Genomic DNA, 17,716 nt, shown 5'->3' with positions numbered 1-17,716 from the left:
TATCCTGGGCCACTATTTGAGGTAGGTGTGTACGACGTCGATCAGCTCGCCGGCGGCCTTAGCTTTTTTCGGATCGCCTTCACGATCGGGATCGACGACATGGAAACGGATATGGTCTTCCAGGAGTTGGGCCATCAAACCATTAGTGGCGCCGCGTACCGCCGCTACCAACTGCAGGATCCGGGCACAATCGGTTTCGTTCTCCAGGGCACGTTCCACCGCTTCGACTTGCCCGCGAATGCGGCGCACCCGGTTGAGCAGTTTCGTCTTGTCGCGGGTGGTGTGGGCCATAACGATGTCTCCGTTCGGTTTCGGTACCTTACCCCCCTAGGGTATATATTGACGCCCGGTACCTCAAGGCAAAAAGTCCATGACGACCGTACAGCATCTGCCCCGGAACGCGTGGTTCAGATTCTGGGTCTCATCGACTATCTGCTGTACGTGGCACATACCGGCGTGCCAGCGGAAAGAAATGAGGCGCCGTAACGATCTGGACAACTGCTGACGAACTGTCAAAGGACGGCTATTATGCGTTAATGATAACGACTCGTATTCGCAGTATTTCGCGCAAGCTATCCGTCGCGGCGCTTCTCCTATGCGTCGTGACGACCTGTCCAGTGATGGCTCAGGATGCCATGGCGAGCGTTCCACAAACGTGGCAGATGCTGGATTACCTGGCGACCGACTACGCGGGTGCGGTGAAAGATGGCGCGGTGATCAGCGCATCCGAGTACGCCGAGATGCGGGAGTTCACATCGACGGCGCGATCACGCATCGGCGCGTTGCCATCGACCGCGACCAGGCCTGCACTCATGAAGCAGGCCGATAAACTGGTGGCCTCCGTCGATGCCAAGGCGGCGCCCGCCCAAGTGGCGACGCAAGCGCATGCGCTGGCCGATGCGTTGCTGCAGGCGTATCCGGTGCCGACCGCTCCGGTAGATGCCCCCGATCTGGCGCGTGGGGCGACGCTCTATCAGAATCAGTGCGCCGCCTGTCATGGAGCGACCGGCCATGGCGATGGTCCGGCTGGCCTGCAACTGTCGCCCCGACCCGTGAATTTCACCGACCAGACGCGGGCCGATCAGCGCAGCGCGCTATCGTTGTACGAGGTGATCAGCCAGGGTGTGGAAGGTACGCCGATGGGGAGCTACGCGCAGCTGCTGTCATCCGACGATCGTTGGGCGCTGGCGTACTACGTGGGCTCGCTGGCTTATACCAAGGAAGCCGCCACCGGTGCCGATACCTGGCAGCACGACCGTGATGCGCAGGCACAGATCGCCGACTTGAAGGAGCTGTCGCGTGCGCGTGTCGCGCAGCTGACACCCGCCCTCGGTGCGGAGCGTGCCCGGACCGTCGTGGGGTATCTGCGGGCCCACCCCGACGTCATCCAGCAGCAGGCGTTGGCGGGCATCCCGTTGGCGCGCGCGCGACTGGCGGCGAGCCTGACGGCTTATCGTGCCGGGGCGAAAACGCAGGCCACCCAACTGGCACTGTCGGCTTACCTCGATGGCGTGGAGCCCGTCGAGCCGCAACTCAATGCACGGGACGGCGCACTGCGCGCCCAGCTTGAAACGGCGATGGGTGCCTATCGCACCGCGCTGACGAGCAGCACCTCGGTGGCATCGGTGTCGAAACATGCCGATGAGGTCGATGGTCTGTTGCTGCGCGCGCAAGAAGTCACCGCCGATGCTGCAGGCGATGCGGCCACCACCTTCCTGGGTGCTTTCACCATCCTGGTGCGTGAAGGTCTGGAAGCTCTGCTGGTCGTTGTCGCCTTGCTCGCCTTCCTGCGCAAGGCCGCGCGGCCCGAAGCGCTGCGCTACGTGCATGCCGGCTGGAGCCTGGCGTTGGTCGCCGGGGGTATCACCTGGGCGATCGCCAGCTACGCAATTTCCATCAGTGGTGCCGGTCGTGAGTTGACCGAGGGACTGTCATCGCTGTTTGCGGCGTTCGTGCTGCTTGGGGTCGGTCTGTGGATGCACCAGAAAAGTATCGGTGGTCGCTGGCAGGCGTATTTGAAGGAAAAGATGGCCGCCGCGCTCAACCGGCGTTCGGCGTGGTTCCTGTTCGGGCTGGCCTTCATCTCGGTCTATCGCGAGGTATTCGAGAGCATCCTGTTCTATGCGGCCCTGTGGAATGACGGCCAGGAAGTGTGGCTACTCGGCGGCATCGCCGCCGGTGCGGCCGTGCTGGGGCTGATTGCCTGGGTGCTCTTGCGCACCAGTCGTCGGCTGCCGATCGGCACGTTCTTCTCTGCCAGTTCCGCGCTGATCGCTGTGCTCGCCGTCGTGCTGACCGGCAAGGGCGTCGCCGCCCTGCAGGAAGCCGGCTGGGTGGCAGTGAGTGTCGCGCCGGTGCCGCATATCGAACTGCTGGGTATCTATCCGACTTGGCAATCCTTGCTGGCCCAGTTGGCGATTCTGATACTGCTGGCGGTCGGATTCGTGTTCAATATCCACCGAGGCCGTCAGCCGATGCCTTCATCCCCTACGACTAGGGAAGTACTGCCCGATGTCGATTGAAGGCGACGCGATATGAGTGACTGCGGTTGCCACGCAGAAGCATCCAATGCGACGGAACACGGATCCCGTGTCTCGCCCTGGGGCTCAATGCCACTCGGCTGGTCCAAGCCCTGACCATACCGCCGTCATCCGTTCCCCTTTTCGCATCCCGGCCCGCAAGGCGTGGCTTCGATTTGCAGCGTCACGTGATGGATCTCAAAACGTGCCTCAAGCAGTTGCTCCAGCTGAATTCGCAAGGCATCTCCACCAGACGCGTCTTCTTCGGCAACCACATGAGCCGCCAAGGCCGGCTTGGTACTGCTGAGCGCCCAGACATGCAGATCATGCAATGCGGCCACGCCCGGCGCGGCCAACAGCGCCGCGCGAACCTGCTCGGTGTCGATGCCTCGGGGCGCACCCTCCATCAGCACGTTGCCTGCCTCCCGCAACAGTATCCAAGTTCGCGGCAAAACCCACAGCCCAATCAGTACCGCGATGATCGGATCGGCGATGTAAAAGCCGGTGAACGTGATGATCAGCGCACCGATGATCACACCGACCGAGCCGAGCATGTCGGCCCATACTTCCAGATAGGCGCCCTTGACGTTCAGGCTCTCGCCGCTGCCGGCCTTGAGCAATCGCATCGAGATCAGGTTGATGACCAAGCCCAGCGCCGCAATCACCAGCATGCCGGTAGAGGCCACCGAGGGCGGTTCGCTGAAACGCCGTACCGCCTCCCACAGGATGTAGCCGGCGACCAGGAACAGCAGGCCGCCGTTGACCATCGCGCCGAGCGCTTCCAGGCGCGCATAGCCGTAGGTGCGTTTAGCATCCGGCGGACGCCGGCTCAAGCGTACCGCAGTCAATGAAATGCCCAGCGCGATCACATCGGTCGCCATGTGTGCCGCGTCCGACAACAACGCCAGGCTGTTGGTCAGCAGGCCACCAACAACTTCAGCGATCAGAAATGTGACGGTCAGGCCGAGCGCCCACCACAGCGGTTTCTCGTGTTTGATCACGCCGCCACCATGATCGTGTCCGGCTCCCATCACGCGTCTCCCGTCTTGTAGCTATGCCAAGCTGAGCGGAACACCCGCCAGGCCGAGCGCAGAAACATCACCAGCAGCGCCGCGGCGATGACCAGATCGGGCCAGCCGGCGGCAAACAGCCATACACCGGCAGCCGCGAGCAGAACCGCAAAGCCCTCGAATACGTCATTGCGCGAGCATTCCCACGCCGAGGCCATGTTTACGTCGCCATGACGGTACGGCGTCAGCAGCCAGAGGCAAATGCCGTTGAAGGCCAGGTTGATCACCGCGGCGAGACCGATGGCCTCGAAGATCGGCACGTTCGGATGCGCGAGCCGCCAGCCGATCTGAATGGCGACAGCTACCGCAGCCCCGAGAATCAACGCGCCCTTGAGCAGCGCTACCTTGGCCTTGGCCCGTCCGCTGGCGCCGATCACTGCCAGACTCAACAGGTAAGTCAACGCATCGCCCAGATTGTCCAGTCCGCCCGACAACAGCGACGAAGACCTGCTGTAGATCGCCGCCGACATCATCATGGCGAAGGTGACGACATTGATCGCCAGCACGATCATCAGTACCCGCCGCTGCCGCGCCTGCAAAGCGCGGATGTCGACGGTGCCGCTGCAGCAACAATCGGCCATGACTCAACCCTCCAGCATCTGCTGATGCGACTCGGTATCGCCATGTAGCCAACGGTAAAGCGTCGTCAGCGCCGGAGGAATGCCACTGAACACAATCGCTACGTCCTTGACCGAGCCGAAGGCCATGAACTGCAGGCCGCAGATCACGAATCCTTGCCGGCCCTGCTTCTCGTTTGCACCGCACAGCACGCCGTGACCGTGGCCGCGATCGTGTTCGTCGGATTCTGTCGTGCTCATGCGGGTCTCCTGTGCGGTGGTCACTCTACGCGAGCACCGCGGTGTTATGACATGACACCGAAAATGATGGGCGGGGAGTACCCCCGCCCAATCATCGTCAGCCCACTTGGCCGTCGATCGGCCACGCCCGATCCATCGTGCTCTGGTAGACCCAGCCGGCCACGCTCTGACCGGTGCGCCCGTGCAACCGAATCAGTTGCACGGCGCGCTCTGCCTGATCGTCCTCACAGAACACCTCCAGCTTGATCTGCCTGGTCACGCGTTCGCCCAGTTCCATCGAATAGCTTTGTTCCAGCGCGCTGAGCGCAGTCAACTGGCCTTTGACATCGCTAAACGACAGATAGTGGAACCCACCGTCCTCCAAGGCGTGGATGACGTCGACGATACGGCCGCGATGAATGAATGCCTTCACTTCTTTCATGGGGTGTTTTCCTTCGCCAAGCGCCGTGCGGCGCGTTCTTCGATCCAGTCGTAGAGCACTGGCAGCAGCACCAGGGTCAGCAGGGTCGAGGTGATGAGGCCACCGACCACCACGGTGGCGAGCGGACGCTGGGTTTCCGCCCCGACGCCGCTGGAGAGCAGCATCGGCACCAGACCCAGGATCGCCACGCTGGCGGTCATCATCACCGGTCGCATGCGCAACGCCGTGCCGCGAACCACGGCTTCCCTAACCGGAAGCCCTTTCTCGCGTTGCTCGTTCAAGAAGCTCACCAACACGATGCCGTTCAACATCGCCACGCCGAACACCGCGATAAAGCCGATCGCCGAGGGCACCGACAGGTATTGCCCGGTGATCGCCAGCCCGACGATGCCGCCGATGGTGGCGAACGGCACGTTGGCCAGGATCAGCGCGGCGTACTTCACTGAATTGAAGGCGGTGTAGAGCAGCACGAAGATGAAGAAGATCGTCGCTGGCACGATCAGCGACAACCGCTTCAACGCCCGCTGCTGGTTCTCGAACGCGCCGCCCCATTCGCTGTAGTAACCGATCGGTAACTTCACTTGGCTTGCGATCGCGGCATTGGCGTCCTTGACGAAGCCGTCGATGTCGCGACCGCGCACGTCCATCTGGATGACGGCGTAGCGCTGCAGCTGCTCGCGACGGATGAACGAATAGCCTTCCGCATCACTGACCTCGGCCACCTGCGACAACTGCACCAGCGCGCCGCTGGCGGTGCGGATCGGGATGCGCTGGATCGCTGGCAGGGATGCCTTGTCGGCATCGTCCAGCCGCACCGCGATGTCGAAGCGCTTCACGCCATCGAGCAAAGTCGTCACCGGCTCGCCGCCGATGCCGTTCTTCACCACGGTCAGCACGTCGTCGGCGTTGAGGCCGTAACGGGCCAGCGCATCACGATCCACCTTGATGCGGATCTGCGGCTTGCCGATGTTCGCCTCCAGTGCAAGATCCGCCACGCCGGGTACACCGGCCAGCACGTTCTTGATGCGACCGCTGAGACGATCGAGCTCGCCCAAGTCATCGCCGTAGATCTTCAACGCCAAGGTGGCACGCACACCGGAGATCAGCTCCTCGATGCGCATCTGGATCGGCTGGGTGTAGCTCACCACGGCAGTGGGCAAGGCGGCCGACAACTCTTTCTGCATCGCTTCCTCGATGCTTTCCAGCGTTTCGCCCTTGCGCCATTGATCCTTGGGCTTCAGCGGCGTGTACACCTCCATGTAGTTCACGTCGGCGGTCTCGCCTTTTTCAGCGCGGCCAATCATGGCCAGGGTGGTCTCGACCTCAGGAAACTTTTGCTTGACCAGCGCCGATACTTGCTTGGAGATGCGGATGGATTCATCCAGCGAGGCCGAGGGAATCGAGGTGATGCGCCACATGATGGCGCCCTCTTTCAGGTTGGGCATGAACTCCTTGCCCAGGAACGGAAACAGCGCGAGGCTGCCGATCAAGGCCCCGGCGGCGATGCCCAGCACGAGCTTGCGCCGTGCCAACGCCCAGGCGAGCACCGTGGCGTAGTGGCGTTTCAGGAACGCGACCAGCCAGGTGTCCTTCTCTTCCTTGGGTTTCAGTACCAGGGCGGCCAGTACCGGAATCAGCGTCAGCGCGAGGATCAGCGAGCCGGCCATCGCAAAGCTGATGTTGAACGCCATCGGCTTGAACATCTTGCCTTCCAGCCCCTGCAGGCTGAACAGCGGCAGGAACACCACGATGATGATCAGAATCGCGAACGCCATCGGGTTGGCCACCTCGCGGGCGGCCGCCAGCACGGCCGACGTGCGATCCACCGGGCCGCCATGGGACTTGCGCTCGGCCATGATGCGGTAGGCGTTCTCCACCATCACCACCGCACCATCCACCATCATGCCGATACCGATGGCCAAGCCTGCCAGTGACATCAGGTTGGCCGACAGGCCGGCCTGACCCATGCAGATGAAGGCGATCAGCATCGCCAATGGCAATGCCACCACCACCACCAGCGCGCTGCGGAATTCGCCCAGAAACAGGAACAGGATGATCGCCACCAGAATCGAACCTTCGATCAGGGCGCGCACCGCCGTCCCCACGGCCGCGTTGACCAGTTCGGTACGCTCGTACACCGGCTTCACCACCACGCCGGGCGGCAACGACTGCTTCACCGTGTCGAGCTTGGCCTTGACAGCATCGACCACGCTCTTGGCATTCTCGCCGATGCGGGCCAACGCCATGCCAAGGACCACTTCCTCGCCATCGCGCGTCACCGCACCGGTACGCGGTGCGCCCGCTTCGGTGATCGTAGCCACGTCACGCACGAAGACTGGCGTGCCGTCTTCCGTCTTCAGCACGATGTTGCCCAGATCCTTCGCGTCCTGGATCAACCCGAGGCCGCGCACCAGATACTGCTCGCGCCCGACGTCGACAAAGTTGCCGCCGACCTGCGCGTTGTTCGCCTGCAGCGCCTCGATCACCTCCTTGAAGCCGAGCTTGTGGGCGATCAGTTTCATCGGATCGATGCGCACCTGGAACTGCTTCTCCTGACCGCCCCACGAGGTGACGTCGTCGACGCCGGGCGCGGTGCGCAGAATCAGGCGGATGGTCCAATCCTGCAGCGTGCGCAGATCCATGTCGTTCGGTGCGGTGCCGGCCTTGGCACTATCCAGCTTGTCATCAGCGCGTTCGACGGTATACCAGAACACCTGTCCGAGGCCCGACGTGTTCGGGCCCATCTCCGGTTTGCCATACCCAGCCGGCAGCCGATCACCAACCTGCTGAAGGCGCTCGTTGACCAGCTGACGGGCGAAGTAGATGTCCATGCTGTCGTCGAAATACACCGACACGAACGACAAGCCGAACAGGCTCACCGAGCGGATCTGTTCCACCTTGGGCAGGCCGGCCAAGGCTGACTCCACCGGCGTGGTGAGCAGTAGCTCCACATCCTCCGCCGCGAGGCCCGACGCCTCCGTGTAGACATTGACCTGCACCGGCGTGACATCCGGAAACGCATCGATGGGCAGCTGACGTACCGCCTGAAAACCGAGAAAGCCGATCACCACGAAGATGATCAGCACCAGCACCTTGTAGCGCAGGGAAAATTCAACCAGACGTTCCAGCATCATTCTTCTCCCAGCTGCGAACGCAGCAAACGGGCCTTCAAGGCGAAGGCGCCCTTGCGCACATAGGTGTCACCGGCCTTGAGGCCTTGCGTGACGACCGTCCAGCCATCGCGCGTGTCGCCGACCATCACCGGTGCCGGCTCAAACTGGCCCTTGCCCTTGGCGAGGAACACGGTCGGCTGGTTCTGCAGCAGCACGATCGCGTCGGCCGGTACCGCGAGCTTCTGCACCGCACTACCTACGGCGATGCGCGCTTCGACCAGCTCACCGGGATGCAGTAGATCCTTGCGGTTATCGACCTCGATGCGTACCGGCACCGTGCGCGTGCGCTCATCGGTTTGATGCGAACGCTGCACGACCTTGCCGGGTATTTCGGTGTCGTGCACGAGAATGCGGACATCGGCGTCGGGCTTGACCCGTTCGGCATCGGCTGGGGCCATCTGCGCGACGACCCAAACCGAATCTTCCTTGACTAGGGTGAACAGCGTGCGGCCGGGCTCCACCCGCTCGCCCACCAGAAACTCATCGGTGGTCACACGACCGGCGGCCGGCGCGAGCAGCTCGAAACTGCCGTCGGCACCGGCCGATCCCTTGCGCAGCAAGCCGCCGATCTGTCCCTCGGACAGACCGTAGGCGCGCAACTTGGCGCGGGCCTGATCGCGTTGCACCTTCGCCTCGTTGTAGCGTCGGGCCGACACCGCCTGTGGCCCGAGCGACGCGATCCGTTGCCAGTCCTGCTCGGCCACAATCAGCGCACCTTGCGTGGCGGCCACCTCGACGCTGGAGAGCACCACCAACGGCGCGCCCGCTTTCACGACGTCGCCCAGCCGAGCCTTGCGGTCGAGCACCTGCGATTCCACCCGCGGCGACACCAGCACGGTGGAATAGGCATCGGCTTTCACTTCGCCGGGGGCTTTCAGTTCATCCGTCAGCGCGCGTAGGGCGGCCTTGTCGAGGACAAGGCCGGCGTCCTTGATCGCCTTGGCGTCCAGCGCGAGCGGATTGGCGGGTGCCGGTTCCTGCGCCATGACGGGGCCGGCCAGCGCAGTAAACAGTGCCATGCCCAGCAGGCTGCGTTTCAAAAGAGAGAGATTCATCGGGAGACTTCCAGATTGGGGCCGTTTTGAGTACGGCCGTCGAGCCAGTCGGTCAGACGGCCCGCAGCGGTGAGGTAGTCGAACCAGGTCTGCCAGGTCTGGCTTTCCAGTTCCTGGCCGGACAGTGCGGTGTCGAGACTTTGCTTGAGCTGTACGAGGTAATCGGAGGTGCTGATTTCGCCGGCACGCCAGAGCTTTTCCAGCAGCGCGGTGCGATCCTCGAACGCGGCGGCACGGCCGGTGCGGAATGCCTCGGCGGCACCGCGCAAGGCGGCGTAGCGCGCTTGCGCTTCCTGCTGTCCGGCACGCAGCACAAATTGGCGCGAGCGCACGTCCGCGGCGGCCGCATCGGCTTCCGCACGAGCGGCATCCACTTCGGCGCGTCCCGTATTGAGCACCGGCAAGGGAATGGACACACTCACGCCGATCACCTGATCGGTCCGTGGCCCGCTGCGCACCTGGCCACCCGTCAGGCTGAGCGTGGGATCGGGGATGCGCGCCCGGCGTGCGACCTGCACGCCGGCCTCAGCGCTCGCTTGCCGGGCGCGGGCCTGACGCAGTTCCGGCAGCTCGTCGACGGGCAACGGCGCGGCACTTTCGAGTGCCGGTGACAGGCCCTTGGGCAACGGAGGCAGCGCGGTCAGTTGATCGCCGCTGATGGCCAGCAGCGCCGCACGGGCCGCGGCCTCATTGCTCGCGAGCGTCGCCTGTTGCACCTGCGCCTCGCCGAGTGCGAGACCGGCCAGATCGCGTTCGGGGCTGCTGATGTCACCGACCTTGAGTCGCTGCGCGGCCAGGTCATCGAAGCGCTGCATCAGCGCCAGGCGACGCTGACCCAACTCGCTCTGTCGAGCCGCAAGTGCGGCCGTCGACCACGCTTTCAGCCAGCGGGTGGCGACGTCACGGCGCCGCAGGTTGTACCCGGCTTCGGCAGCCAGCAGGTCGGCCTCACCCTGGCTGGTCCGGGCACGACGCTTGCCGGACAGATCCAGCGGCAGGCTGATACCCGCCGTGCGCCGATTGACGTCCGCGTTCTCCGCATCGAGCGACAGTGAGGGGTTGTACAGCGGCTGCGCAGCGGCACGCGCACGGGCCTGGGCAGCATCAAGGTCTGCCCGCGCGGCCTGAACCTCGGGACTGGCTTGCCAGATACGGCGCACCGCATCCTGCAAGGGAGACGTCGCCAACGATGTCGGCGGAGAAGCTACCGGTGAGGAAGGGTGGGATACGGGGGCGGCACTGAGCATCGCCGCATACAACAGACACACGGCGCCGATCGGCACCGAACGAAAAACAGACATGAAGCCATCTCCTGAAAACGATCACGAGGCGACGCACCGCACAGGCGGTGGCGTCGCGAAACGGAACGGGTTCAGACGATGGGGGGGCGCAGCAGCGAGCCGGTCGTGGCCGGCGTGAATCCCGAATGGAGGGTGAGCGGTGCGAAGCGTGCTTCCATCATGGCGATGGGAAGCGGCGCGGTGGCCGGCAATGTCACCGAATGCGCACAGGCACAATGGCAGCTGCGCCCTTCACCCAGAAGACAGGGATTCGCATCGTCAGCCGACACCGTACTGACCGCCAACAAGGTGGTCGGGGCAGCAGCGGTCGCCGAAGCGAATCGCGCCGCCGGTCCATCGGCCACGCAGATCGATCCGCTGACCAGTTTGATCAGCAACACGGCCACGGCCAACACCCACAGTCCGCGGTGGCGGCGCAGGCGAGTCAGCAGTGATGGTACAGACCGATACATCGTTCGATCCTATACGACAACCGCGCTGTTAGACAATTTCATTTGGGCGCCGGTCGTGATGAATTCAGACAGCCACTACCGGCACCGTTTGACCCCTACGAAGGATGGTCTATCCGCAGCACGGCGTCAGGTGCGGTCATTTCGATCGCCGCCCGAGCGCAGGCGCGCTGCGCGGAAGCGCGAGACGGCACATCGGCATACCCGTCCCACTCGGTCACGAACTTCCGACAGGCTATCGCCTACCTTGTCGCCGTTTCCTACGGAGATCCGCGATGAAGAATTCCTACGTGCGATTCCTCGCCATGATTGCCACCGCCACGGTGGTCATGTTCGGCGTGATGTACCTCAACACTTACCGGCTGGATCACGTGTTCTGGAGCCAGACCCGCGCCTGGATGGCGCTGGTGATGGGCGCGACCATGGCGGTAATCATGCTGGGCTTCATGCTGCACATGTACGCCAGCCGCACGGTGAACCTCGCCATCGTTGGCGGCGCCGTGGTGGTGTTTGCCGCTGCGCTCTATCTCGTGCGCAGCCAGGCTACCGTGGACGATATTTCCTACATGAAAGCGATGATTCCGCATCACTCGATCGCCATTCTCACCAGCGAACGTGCCCACATTTCGGATCCGCGCGTGCGCAAGCTCGCCGATGAAATTATCGCTTCGCAAAAACGCGAGATCGGCGAGATGAAGGCACTGATCAAGGATCTGGAATCGAAGCAGGCGCAGCCATAAGCATTTGTCTGGCGGCCATCACCGTGACGGGCGCTGGTCTATGTCGATAGATGCATGCGATCTGCCGCTTACGGCTGCGCTGGCGCGATCGCGGTCACCGTGCTGGCCATGCCGGCCGGATGCAGACTGATACGCACTTCGTCGCCGACCTTGACGCCCTTGAGCAGATCCGGTGACGCCAGCTTGAAGGTCATCGTCATCGCCGGCCACCCGATCGCGGCGATGGCTTCATGCTGCAACGTAATAGTGCCCTTGGCAGCGTCGGTCGCCCTGACCAGGCCCACGCCCTGGGCGTCGGCGGGTTTGGACTCATGCGTTCCGGCCATGCCAGGCATATTCGGATCCACCTGCTGAGGGTTGGCAAACACCGGAGCGGTGAACAGTGCAGCGGTAATCGCAAGGATGATGAATGGCTTTTTCATGGGTCAGTTTCCTTGTGGGTTGTAGTGAAGTGTGGCGTTTGTCTTGCTGGCTTTACGCAGCCGATAACGGACCAGCAGGCGGTACGCCGCGGGTATAACGAGCATGGATAGCAAGGGTGCCGTGACCATGCCGCCGATCATCGGGGCGGCTATGCGCTGCATCACTTCCGAACCTGCGCCATGGCCTAGAAGGATGGGAAACAGACCGGCCAGAATCACCGCGACGGTCATCGCCTTCGGGCGCACGCGCTGCACGGCGCCTTCGCGAATCGCTTCGTCAAGCGCTTCCGGGCCGGCGTGCGGATCGAGCGCAAGTTGGTGCTCCCACGCATGGTGCAGGTAAAGCAACATCACCACGCCGAATTCGGCAGCCACGCCGGCCAACGCAATGAAGCCAATGATCGTGGCTACCGACACGGCATGCCCAAGCAGCCAGATCAGCCACAGGCCGCCGACCAGTGCCAGCGGCACGCTGGCCATGATCAGCGCGGCTTCGCTCACGCGTCGGAAAACGGCATAGATCAATAGAAAAATGATCACCAGAGCAATCGGCACCACCACCTGGAGTCTTTCCATGGCACTGGCCAGGTATTCGAACTGACCGGACCAAGCCACGGTCGTGCCCGGCGGCAATTTGACTTGCTGCGCCACCGCGCGTTGCAGGTTGGCCACCACCGTGCCCAGATCGCTGCCGGCCGTATCGACGTAGACATAGGTGGCCAACTGGCCGCCCTCGCTTTTCAGCATGGAAGGTCCTGCAACCACGGCGATGTCAGCCACCTGACTCAGCGTGAGCTGGGCGCCGTTGGCGCCGACGATCGGCAACTGCCGCAGCGCTCCGATGGAATCGCGCTCGACACGCGGGTAGCGCACCACGATGGGATAACGTTCGCGCCCTTCGACGGTCTGACCGATCGGATCGCCGCCGACCACGGTCGCGATCAGTTGCTGTACGCGCTCCTGGGTCAACCCGTAGCGCGCGGCGGCGTCACGGCGGATGGCTACATCGACGTAGCGGCCACTGGTCGGACGCTCGGCGATCGCCGAACTGACACCGGGCACGGTCTTCGCCACCGTCTCGATCCGATCGGCCACGCTCTGCAGCGTGGCCAGATCGGTGCCCAGCACCTTGATGCCGATCGGGCTCTTGATGCCGGTGGAGAGCATGTCGATGCGATTGCGGATCGGTGGCACGAACAAGTTTGTCAGCCCCGGCACATGTACGGCCTTGTCCAGTTCGTCCTTGATCTTGCCCATCGTCATGCCGGGTCGCCACTGGTCCTTCGGCTTGAAGGTGATCGTGGTCTCGAACATTTCCAGCGGTGCCGGATCGGTGGCCGTGTCGGCGCGCCCGGCCTTGCCGAACACATGATCGACCTCGGGCACGGTCTTGATCATGCGATCGGTCAACTGCAGCAACTGCGAAGCCTTGCCGGCGGACAGTCCGGGTAGTGCGGTGGGCATATACAACAACGTGCCTTCATCCATCGCGGGCATGAACTCGCTGCCTAGCTTGGCCATCGGCACGAGCGCGGTAAGCAGCAGCACACCGGCCAGCACCAGGGTCGCTTTCGGATGGTGCAGCACGGCTTCAAGGAGCGGCCGATAGCCGCGGATCAAGCCACGGTTGAGCGGATTGTCGCCCTCGGCACGGATACGCCCGCGGATCAGATAACCCATCAGCACCGGCACCAGCGTCACCGCCAGCCCGGCCGCTGCCGCCATCGCGTAGGTCTTGGTGAAGGCCAGCGGCTTGAACAGTTTGCCTTCCTGTCCCTGCAGCGCAAAGACCGGCACGAACGACAGCGCGATGATCAACAGGCTGACAAACAGTGCCGGGCCCACCTCGGCGGCGGCATCGGCGACCAGCGACCACCGCTGCGCACCTTGCGGTTCACGGCCGTCGTTCGCGTTACGCCAATGTTCCAGATGCTTGTGCGTGTTCTCGATCATCACGATCGCCGCATCCACCATCGCGCCGATCGCGATCGCGATACCGCCGAGCGACATCAGGTTCGCCGTGACGCCTTGCAGATGCAGGGCAATGAAGGCCACCAGCACGCCCAGCGGCAGCGTGATCACGGCCACCAGCGCCGAGCGCAGGTGCCATAGAAACAACACGCAGACCAGTGTCACGACCAGAAATTCCTCGAACAACTTGGTCCACAGATTGCTCACCGCGGCGTCAATCAGCCGCGAGCGGTCGTAGGTGGGCACGATCTCGACGCCGGCCGGCAGGCTGCGCTGCAGTTCCGCCAGTCGTGCTTTCACGGCGGCAATGGTGGCCTTCGCGTTCTTGCCCGTGCGCATCACGATAATGCCGCCGACCACTTCACCTTGCCCGTCCAGCTCGGCGAGACCGCGACGAAACGTCGGGCCACGCCGCACCGTCGCCACGTCGCGCAGCAGCACCGGCACGCCGCCGGCGTTGGTCGTGATGGGTACGTTTTCGAAGTCCGTGCGGCTCTTCAGGTAGCCTTCGCTGCGCACCATCAGTTCCGCTTCACCCTGTTCGATCACCGAGCCACCGTTGGCACCGTTCGCACTGCGGATGGCATCGACCAGTTGCTCCACGGTGATGCCACGCGCGGCCAGCGCCTGCGGATCGGGCACGATCTGCCACGCCCGTTCCATGCCGCCCAGGGTGGCGACTTCGGCGACGTTGGGCACGGTCTTGAGCTGATAGCGCAGGAACCAGTCCTGCAGCGCACGCAACTGGCCAAGATCGTGCTGACCGGTGCGATCAACCAGCGCGTATTCGTAGATCCAGCCGAGTCCCGTGGCATCGGGACCAAGGGCGGGCGTAACGCCGGCCGGCAGTTGATCGCGTGCCTGGCTCAAGTATTCGAGCACGCGCGAGCGCGCCCAATACAGATCGGTGCTGTCATCGAACAACACATCGACGTAGGAGTCGCCAAAGAACGAAAAGGCACGCACCGTCGTCGCGCCGGGCACCGAGAGCATGGTGGTGGCCAGTGGATAGGTAACCTGATCCTCGACCACCTGTGGCGATTGGCCCGGGTAGCTGGTGCGGATGATCACCTGGGTGTCGGACAGATCGGGCAGCGCATCGACCGGCGTGCGCGTCACCGAGAACATGCCCATCAGGGCCAAGGCCAAGGCAGCCAACAGCACGAACACGCGATGTGCGATCGCTGCTCGAATCAGGGCGGCGATCATTGGCCGTCTCCCATCGGCATGCCCGGCATCGGTGCACTTGCGGCCGATGCCGGTTTGGCGGTGGTGTCATTCAGGCGTTGCAGCGCACCGGACAGGCTCGCCTCCGAATCGATCAGGAACTGGCCGGAGACCACCACTTTCTCGCCCCCATGGAGGCCGTCGAGAACTTCCGTATAGCCGCCGGCTGCGCGCCCAGTGCGTACCGATACAGCACGGAAATGACCATCTCCCTCGGCGAGAATGACTCGCGTGTGGGTTCCCGTCGCGATCAGCGCGTCGTCCGGCACCACCGGTACTGCCTCATCCGGAGTCGGGTTGAGTTGCACGCTGGCGAACATGCCTGGACTCAAAGCACCATCGGGGTTGTCGAGCACGATGCGCGCGCGCTGGGTGCGTGTCATCGCATCCACATCCGGTAGCAAGGTTTCCACGGTGCCGTGGAACAATCGCCCCGGCAGCGCATCGACCGTGACAACCACCGGCGTGCCGCTGCACACCGTGCCTGCCGCCCCCTGCGGCAGCGCGGCCTCGATCCACACGGTGGACAAGCCATTCACGGTCATCAAGGTCTGGCCGGCCGTGACACGCTGGCCTTCACGCACATCCAGTGTCGTGACGACGCCCGCCTGTGGTGCATGCAGGGTGATTGCGGCACCCGAACCACGGCGAGCTGCCCGGATGTCAGCAGGGGTCAGGCCGAGCACCTGCAGGCGTTCGCGCGAAGCCGCGCGAAGGTCTTTCGCGTCGGCCGACTGCGCCTGTTGAAGCGCGCCATATTCGGCCAGCGCGCTGCTCCATTGCGGCGCCAGCAGGTCCGCCAGCGGTTCACCGGCTTTGACCACGGTGTAAGGCGCGCGCACGTCCAGCTTGCTCACCACCGCATCGGTGCGCGCACTGATGGTGATGGCTTGCCGCAGATCCCAGGTGATGGTGCCCGGCACCCGGATGGCTGATGCCAGCACGCGACGCTCGACCGGGGCCGTGCGCACACCCAAATTCTGCACCGTCGCCGGGTCAATCCTGACGACATCCTTGGCAGCGCCTTCGTCGGCATACTTGGGCACCATCTGCATACCCATCGGCGACAGGCCCGGCTTGTCGAAATGCTGCTGCGGCACCATCGGGTCGTACCAGTACAGCACCTTGCCGGCCGTGCCCGGCGCAGTCACCGACGAATGCGCCGGCGCGGGCGCCGTGGTGGCTTGGTGACGGCCACCGAGATAGCCGGCGACAAGCAGTGCAACCGCCGCGATGACGGCGGCAAAGATCACCAAAGGACGCTTCATGGCGTCACCTCCGAAGGCAGCAGATAGGCAAGCGAAGCCCACAACCGTGCGCGTGCGGCCAACGCATCGGCATAGCTCAGGCGCAATTCAATCTCGTCGCGACGGGCGTCCAGCCACGGCTGCAGCATGCCGCCACTGCGGTATCCGGCCAGCGCCGTGGTGGCGCGATCCCGATCCAACGGCAGCAAGGTGTCCTGATAGCGCTGGATTTGCTGATTCCAACCCTGCCACGTCGCTACGGCGCGTGTGACTGCCTCACGCTGGGCGCGCCGTGCGTCCTCGTGATCGGCCTGCACCGCGTCCCACTGTGCCTGCCGGGCGCTGATGCCACGATCCTGCCGATTGCGCGTGAACAGCGGCAGGCTGACGCCCACCTCCAGCATCACCATGTCCGACAGGCCCGGGGCGCGCCGACCATAGCTGGCAGTCACGCTCCAGTCCGGGTGCTTGGCCGCACGCGCCCGCTCGAGCGCCGCCTGCGCAACCTGCTCGCGTGCCTGCCACGCCTGCATCGGCACCTGTTGGTCGATGCGCTCCTCCAGGTGATCTGCCGTGACCGGCAGTTGACCAAAATCCGGCGCTTCGGCGAGGTCGAAAGCGCTCGGACCAAGCCAGCGCTGCAGGCCGGCTTGGGCAGCGACGAGATCCGCGTCAATCGCTTCCAGACGGTTATCGAGTGTGGCGGCTTCGGCACGGGCGGCCAGCGCGTCAGTCGCGTTGCCTTCGCCGCCACGCAATCGCGCCTGCGTGACTTGGACAGCCAGCACGCTTTCGCTGCGCAGCGTGGCCAACACTGTACGTTTCTGCTGAGTCGCCCACACGTCAATCCACGCATCGGCGATGCGTTCTTGCACGGTTTGCGTCGTGGCCGTGCGGTCGGCTTCCGCCGCATCGATCTGCGCAGCGGCCAGCCCGCGCTCGGCGTCGCGCGCCGCTCGCGATGGAATCGTCTGCATCACACCGACGGTACGCGCCGTCATCCCGTCCGAACGCAGGCTGAAAGCGCCCGGATTGGTGACGGGAAAATTGGAAAGCCCGAACGTCAGAGTGGGATCCGGCAACTGCCCGGCACGCGCGGCTTCCTCGCGGGCTGCCGCCGTATCGGCGGCACGCGCTTCGAGTTGCGGTGCCCGTGCCACGCCTTGCTGGACAGCCGCTTTCAGCGTCAGCGGCGGTTCGGCGGCATGCGCCGCCGCAGCCACGGCTCCCCACAGAAGCGTGGCCAAACCCGCCACCATCAGGTGCCGGGCGAAATGAATGGACAACATGGTGAACACTCCGT

Annotated in this window: 15 protein-coding genes; 2 read left to right on the top strand and 13 right to left on the bottom strand. The window is 64.0% G+C overall.

The window, feature by feature from the left end:
* Nucleotides 1–12: 12 nt before the first annotated feature.
* Nucleotides 13–291, bottom strand: a complete 279-nt coding sequence (locus UU9_RS06115) for a metal/formaldehyde-sensitive transcriptional repressor (RefSeq protein WP_007080859.1) — start codon at nt 289–291, stop codon at nt 13–15.
* 344 nt (nt 292–635) lie between these two features.
* Between UU9_RS06115 and UU9_RS06110 the strand changes: the two genes are divergently transcribed.
* Complete coding sequence (locus tag UU9_RS06110) at nt 636–2,522, top strand: cytochrome c/FTR1 family iron permease (RefSeq protein WP_237710232.1); 1,887 nt, start codon at nt 636–638, stop codon at nt 2,520–2,522.
* A gap of 125 nt (nt 2,523–2,647) precedes the next feature.
* On the opposite strand, the gene UU9_RS06105 is transcribed toward UU9_RS06110, so the two are convergent.
* From UU9_RS06105 to UU9_RS06070, 8 genes are all read right to left on the bottom strand, one after another.
* Nucleotides 2,648–3,550: a cation diffusion facilitator family transporter gene (locus tag UU9_RS06105; protein WP_007080857.1), complete on the bottom strand. Its 903-nt coding sequence runs from the start codon at nt 3,548–3,550 to the stop codon at nt 2,648–2,650.
* The gene (locus tag UU9_RS06100; protein WP_007080856.1) at nt 3,550–4,170 is read right to left on the bottom strand and encodes a cation efflux transmembrane domain-containing protein; all 621 of its coding nucleotides are present in this window, start codon (nt 4,168–4,170) and stop codon (nt 3,550–3,552) included. Before UU9_RS06100 ends, UU9_RS06105 begins: the two co-directional genes overlap by 1 nt.
* 3 nt (nt 4,171–4,173) lie before the next feature.
* Nucleotides 4,174–4,407 carry a hypothetical protein gene (locus tag UU9_RS06095; protein WP_007080855.1) on the bottom strand — a complete coding sequence of 78 codons (234 nt, stop codon included), beginning with the start codon at nt 4,405–4,407 and terminating at the stop codon, nt 4,174–4,176.
* 97 nt (nt 4,408–4,504) lie between these two features.
* Nucleotides 4,505–4,828, bottom strand: a complete 324-nt coding sequence (locus UU9_RS06090) for a P-II family nitrogen regulator (RefSeq protein WP_007080854.1) — start codon at nt 4,826–4,828, stop codon at nt 4,505–4,507.
* Nucleotides 4,825–7,959 carry an efflux RND transporter permease subunit gene (locus UU9_RS06085; protein WP_007080853.1) on the bottom strand — a complete coding sequence of 1,045 codons (3,135 nt, stop codon included), beginning with the start codon at nt 7,957–7,959 and terminating at the stop codon, nt 4,825–4,827. Before UU9_RS06085 ends, UU9_RS06090 begins: the two co-directional genes overlap by 4 nt.
* The gene (locus UU9_RS06080; RefSeq protein WP_040670371.1) at nt 7,959–9,056 is read right to left on the bottom strand and encodes an efflux RND transporter periplasmic adaptor subunit; all 1,098 of its coding nucleotides are present in this window, start codon (nt 9,054–9,056) and stop codon (nt 7,959–7,961) included. Before UU9_RS06080 ends, UU9_RS06085 begins: the two co-directional genes overlap by 1 nt.
* Entirely contained in the window at nt 9,053–10,216 is a 1,164-nt protein-coding gene (locus UU9_RS06075) for a TolC family protein (protein ID WP_040670433.1), read from the bottom strand. The genes UU9_RS06080 and UU9_RS06075 overlap by 4 nt, the downstream gene beginning before the upstream one ends.
* 212 nt (nt 10,217–10,428) lie before the next feature.
* On the bottom strand, nt 10,429–10,743 hold the full coding sequence (locus UU9_RS06070; RefSeq protein WP_237710231.1) for a hypothetical protein: 315 nt from the start codon (nt 10,741–10,743) through the stop codon (nt 10,429–10,431).
* A 338-nt stretch (nt 10,744–11,081) separates the two neighbouring features.
* On the opposite strand from UU9_RS06070, the gene UU9_RS06065 reads away from it, so the two are divergent.
* Nucleotides 11,082–11,546 (top strand): DUF305 domain-containing protein, encoded by a 465-nt coding sequence (locus UU9_RS06065; RefSeq protein WP_007080849.1) that lies wholly within the window; start codon nt 11,082–11,084, stop codon nt 11,544–11,546.
* Between the two features lie 68 nt (nt 11,547–11,614).
* On the opposite strand, the gene UU9_RS06060 is transcribed toward UU9_RS06065, so the two are convergent.
* The 4 genes from UU9_RS06060 to UU9_RS06045 are packed head-to-tail and all read right to left on the bottom strand — an operon-like array spanning nt 11,615 to nt 17,702.
* Nucleotides 11,615–11,968, bottom strand: a complete 354-nt coding sequence (locus UU9_RS06060) for a copper-binding protein (protein WP_007080848.1) — start codon at nt 11,966–11,968, stop codon at nt 11,615–11,617.
* A gap of 3 nt (nt 11,969–11,971) precedes the next feature.
* On the bottom strand, nt 11,972–15,148 hold the full coding sequence (locus UU9_RS06055; protein WP_007080847.1) for an efflux RND transporter permease subunit: 3,177 nt from the start codon (nt 15,146–15,148) through the stop codon (nt 11,972–11,974).
* The gene (locus tag UU9_RS06050; protein WP_007080846.1) at nt 15,145–16,434 is read right to left on the bottom strand and encodes an efflux RND transporter periplasmic adaptor subunit; all 1,290 of its coding nucleotides are present in this window, start codon (nt 16,432–16,434) and stop codon (nt 15,145–15,147) included. The genes UU9_RS06055 and UU9_RS06050 overlap by 4 nt, the downstream gene beginning before the upstream one ends.
* Complete coding sequence (locus UU9_RS06045) at nt 16,431–17,702, bottom strand: TolC family protein (protein ID WP_007080845.1); 1,272 nt, start codon at nt 17,700–17,702, stop codon at nt 16,431–16,433. Before UU9_RS06045 ends, UU9_RS06050 begins: the two co-directional genes overlap by 4 nt.
* Nucleotides 17,703–17,716: the final 14 nt, after the last annotated feature.

The sequence above is a fragment of the Rhodanobacter fulvus Jip2 genome (assembly GCF_000264315.1).
Lineage (GTDB): Bacteria > Pseudomonadota > Gammaproteobacteria > Xanthomonadales > Rhodanobacteraceae > Rhodanobacter > Rhodanobacter fulvus.
The sequence above is the reverse complement of the archived record's forward strand: the minus strand, read 5'-3'. Positions and strand labels throughout refer to the sequence as shown.

What these genes read in the sequence shown, in the direction of transcription:
- UU9_RS06110 (WP_237710232.1), top strand. Translation starts at nt 636, where the DNA reads ATGGCGAGCGTTCCACAAACGTGGCAGATGCTGGATTACCTGGCGACC.
- UU9_RS06060 (WP_007080848.1), bottom strand. Translation starts at nt 11,968, where the DNA reads ATGAAAAAGCCATTCATCATCCTTGCGATTACCGCTGCACTGTTCACC.
- UU9_RS06080 (WP_040670371.1), bottom strand. Translation starts at nt 9,056, where the DNA reads ATGAATCTCTCTCTTTTGAAACGCAGCCTGCTGGGCATGGCACTGTTT.
- UU9_RS06115 (WP_007080859.1), bottom strand. Translation starts at nt 291, where the DNA reads ATGGCCCACACCACCCGCGACAAGACGAAACTGCTCAACCGGGTGCGC.
- UU9_RS06050 (WP_007080846.1), bottom strand. Translation starts at nt 16,434, where the DNA reads ATGAAGCGTCCTTTGGTGATCTTTGCCGCCGTCATCGCGGCGGTTGCA.
- UU9_RS06105 (WP_007080857.1), bottom strand. Translation starts at nt 3,550, where the DNA reads ATGGGAGCCGGACACGATCATGGTGGCGGCGTGATCAAACACGAGAAA.
- UU9_RS06055 (WP_007080847.1), bottom strand. Translation starts at nt 15,148, where the DNA reads ATGATCGCCGCCCTGATTCGAGCAGCGATCGCACATCGCGTGTTCGTG.
- UU9_RS06085 (WP_007080853.1), bottom strand. Translation starts at nt 7,959, where the DNA reads ATGCTGGAACGTCTGGTTGAATTTTCCCTGCGCTACAAGGTGCTGGTG.
- UU9_RS06045 (WP_007080845.1), bottom strand. Translation starts at nt 17,702, where the DNA reads ATGTTGTCCATTCATTTCGCCCGGCACCTGATGGTGGCGGGTTTGGCC.
- UU9_RS06090 (WP_007080854.1), bottom strand. Translation starts at nt 4,828, where the DNA reads ATGAAAGAAGTGAAGGCATTCATTCATCGCGGCCGTATCGTCGACGTC.
- UU9_RS06095 (WP_007080855.1), bottom strand. Translation starts at nt 4,407, where the DNA reads ATGAGCACGACAGAATCCGACGAACACGATCGCGGCCACGGTCACGGC.
- UU9_RS06065 (WP_007080849.1), top strand. Translation starts at nt 11,082, where the DNA reads ATGAAGAATTCCTACGTGCGATTCCTCGCCATGATTGCCACCGCCACG.
- UU9_RS06100 (WP_007080856.1), bottom strand. Translation starts at nt 4,170, where the DNA reads ATGGCCGATTGTTGCTGCAGCGGCACCGTCGACATCCGCGCTTTGCAG.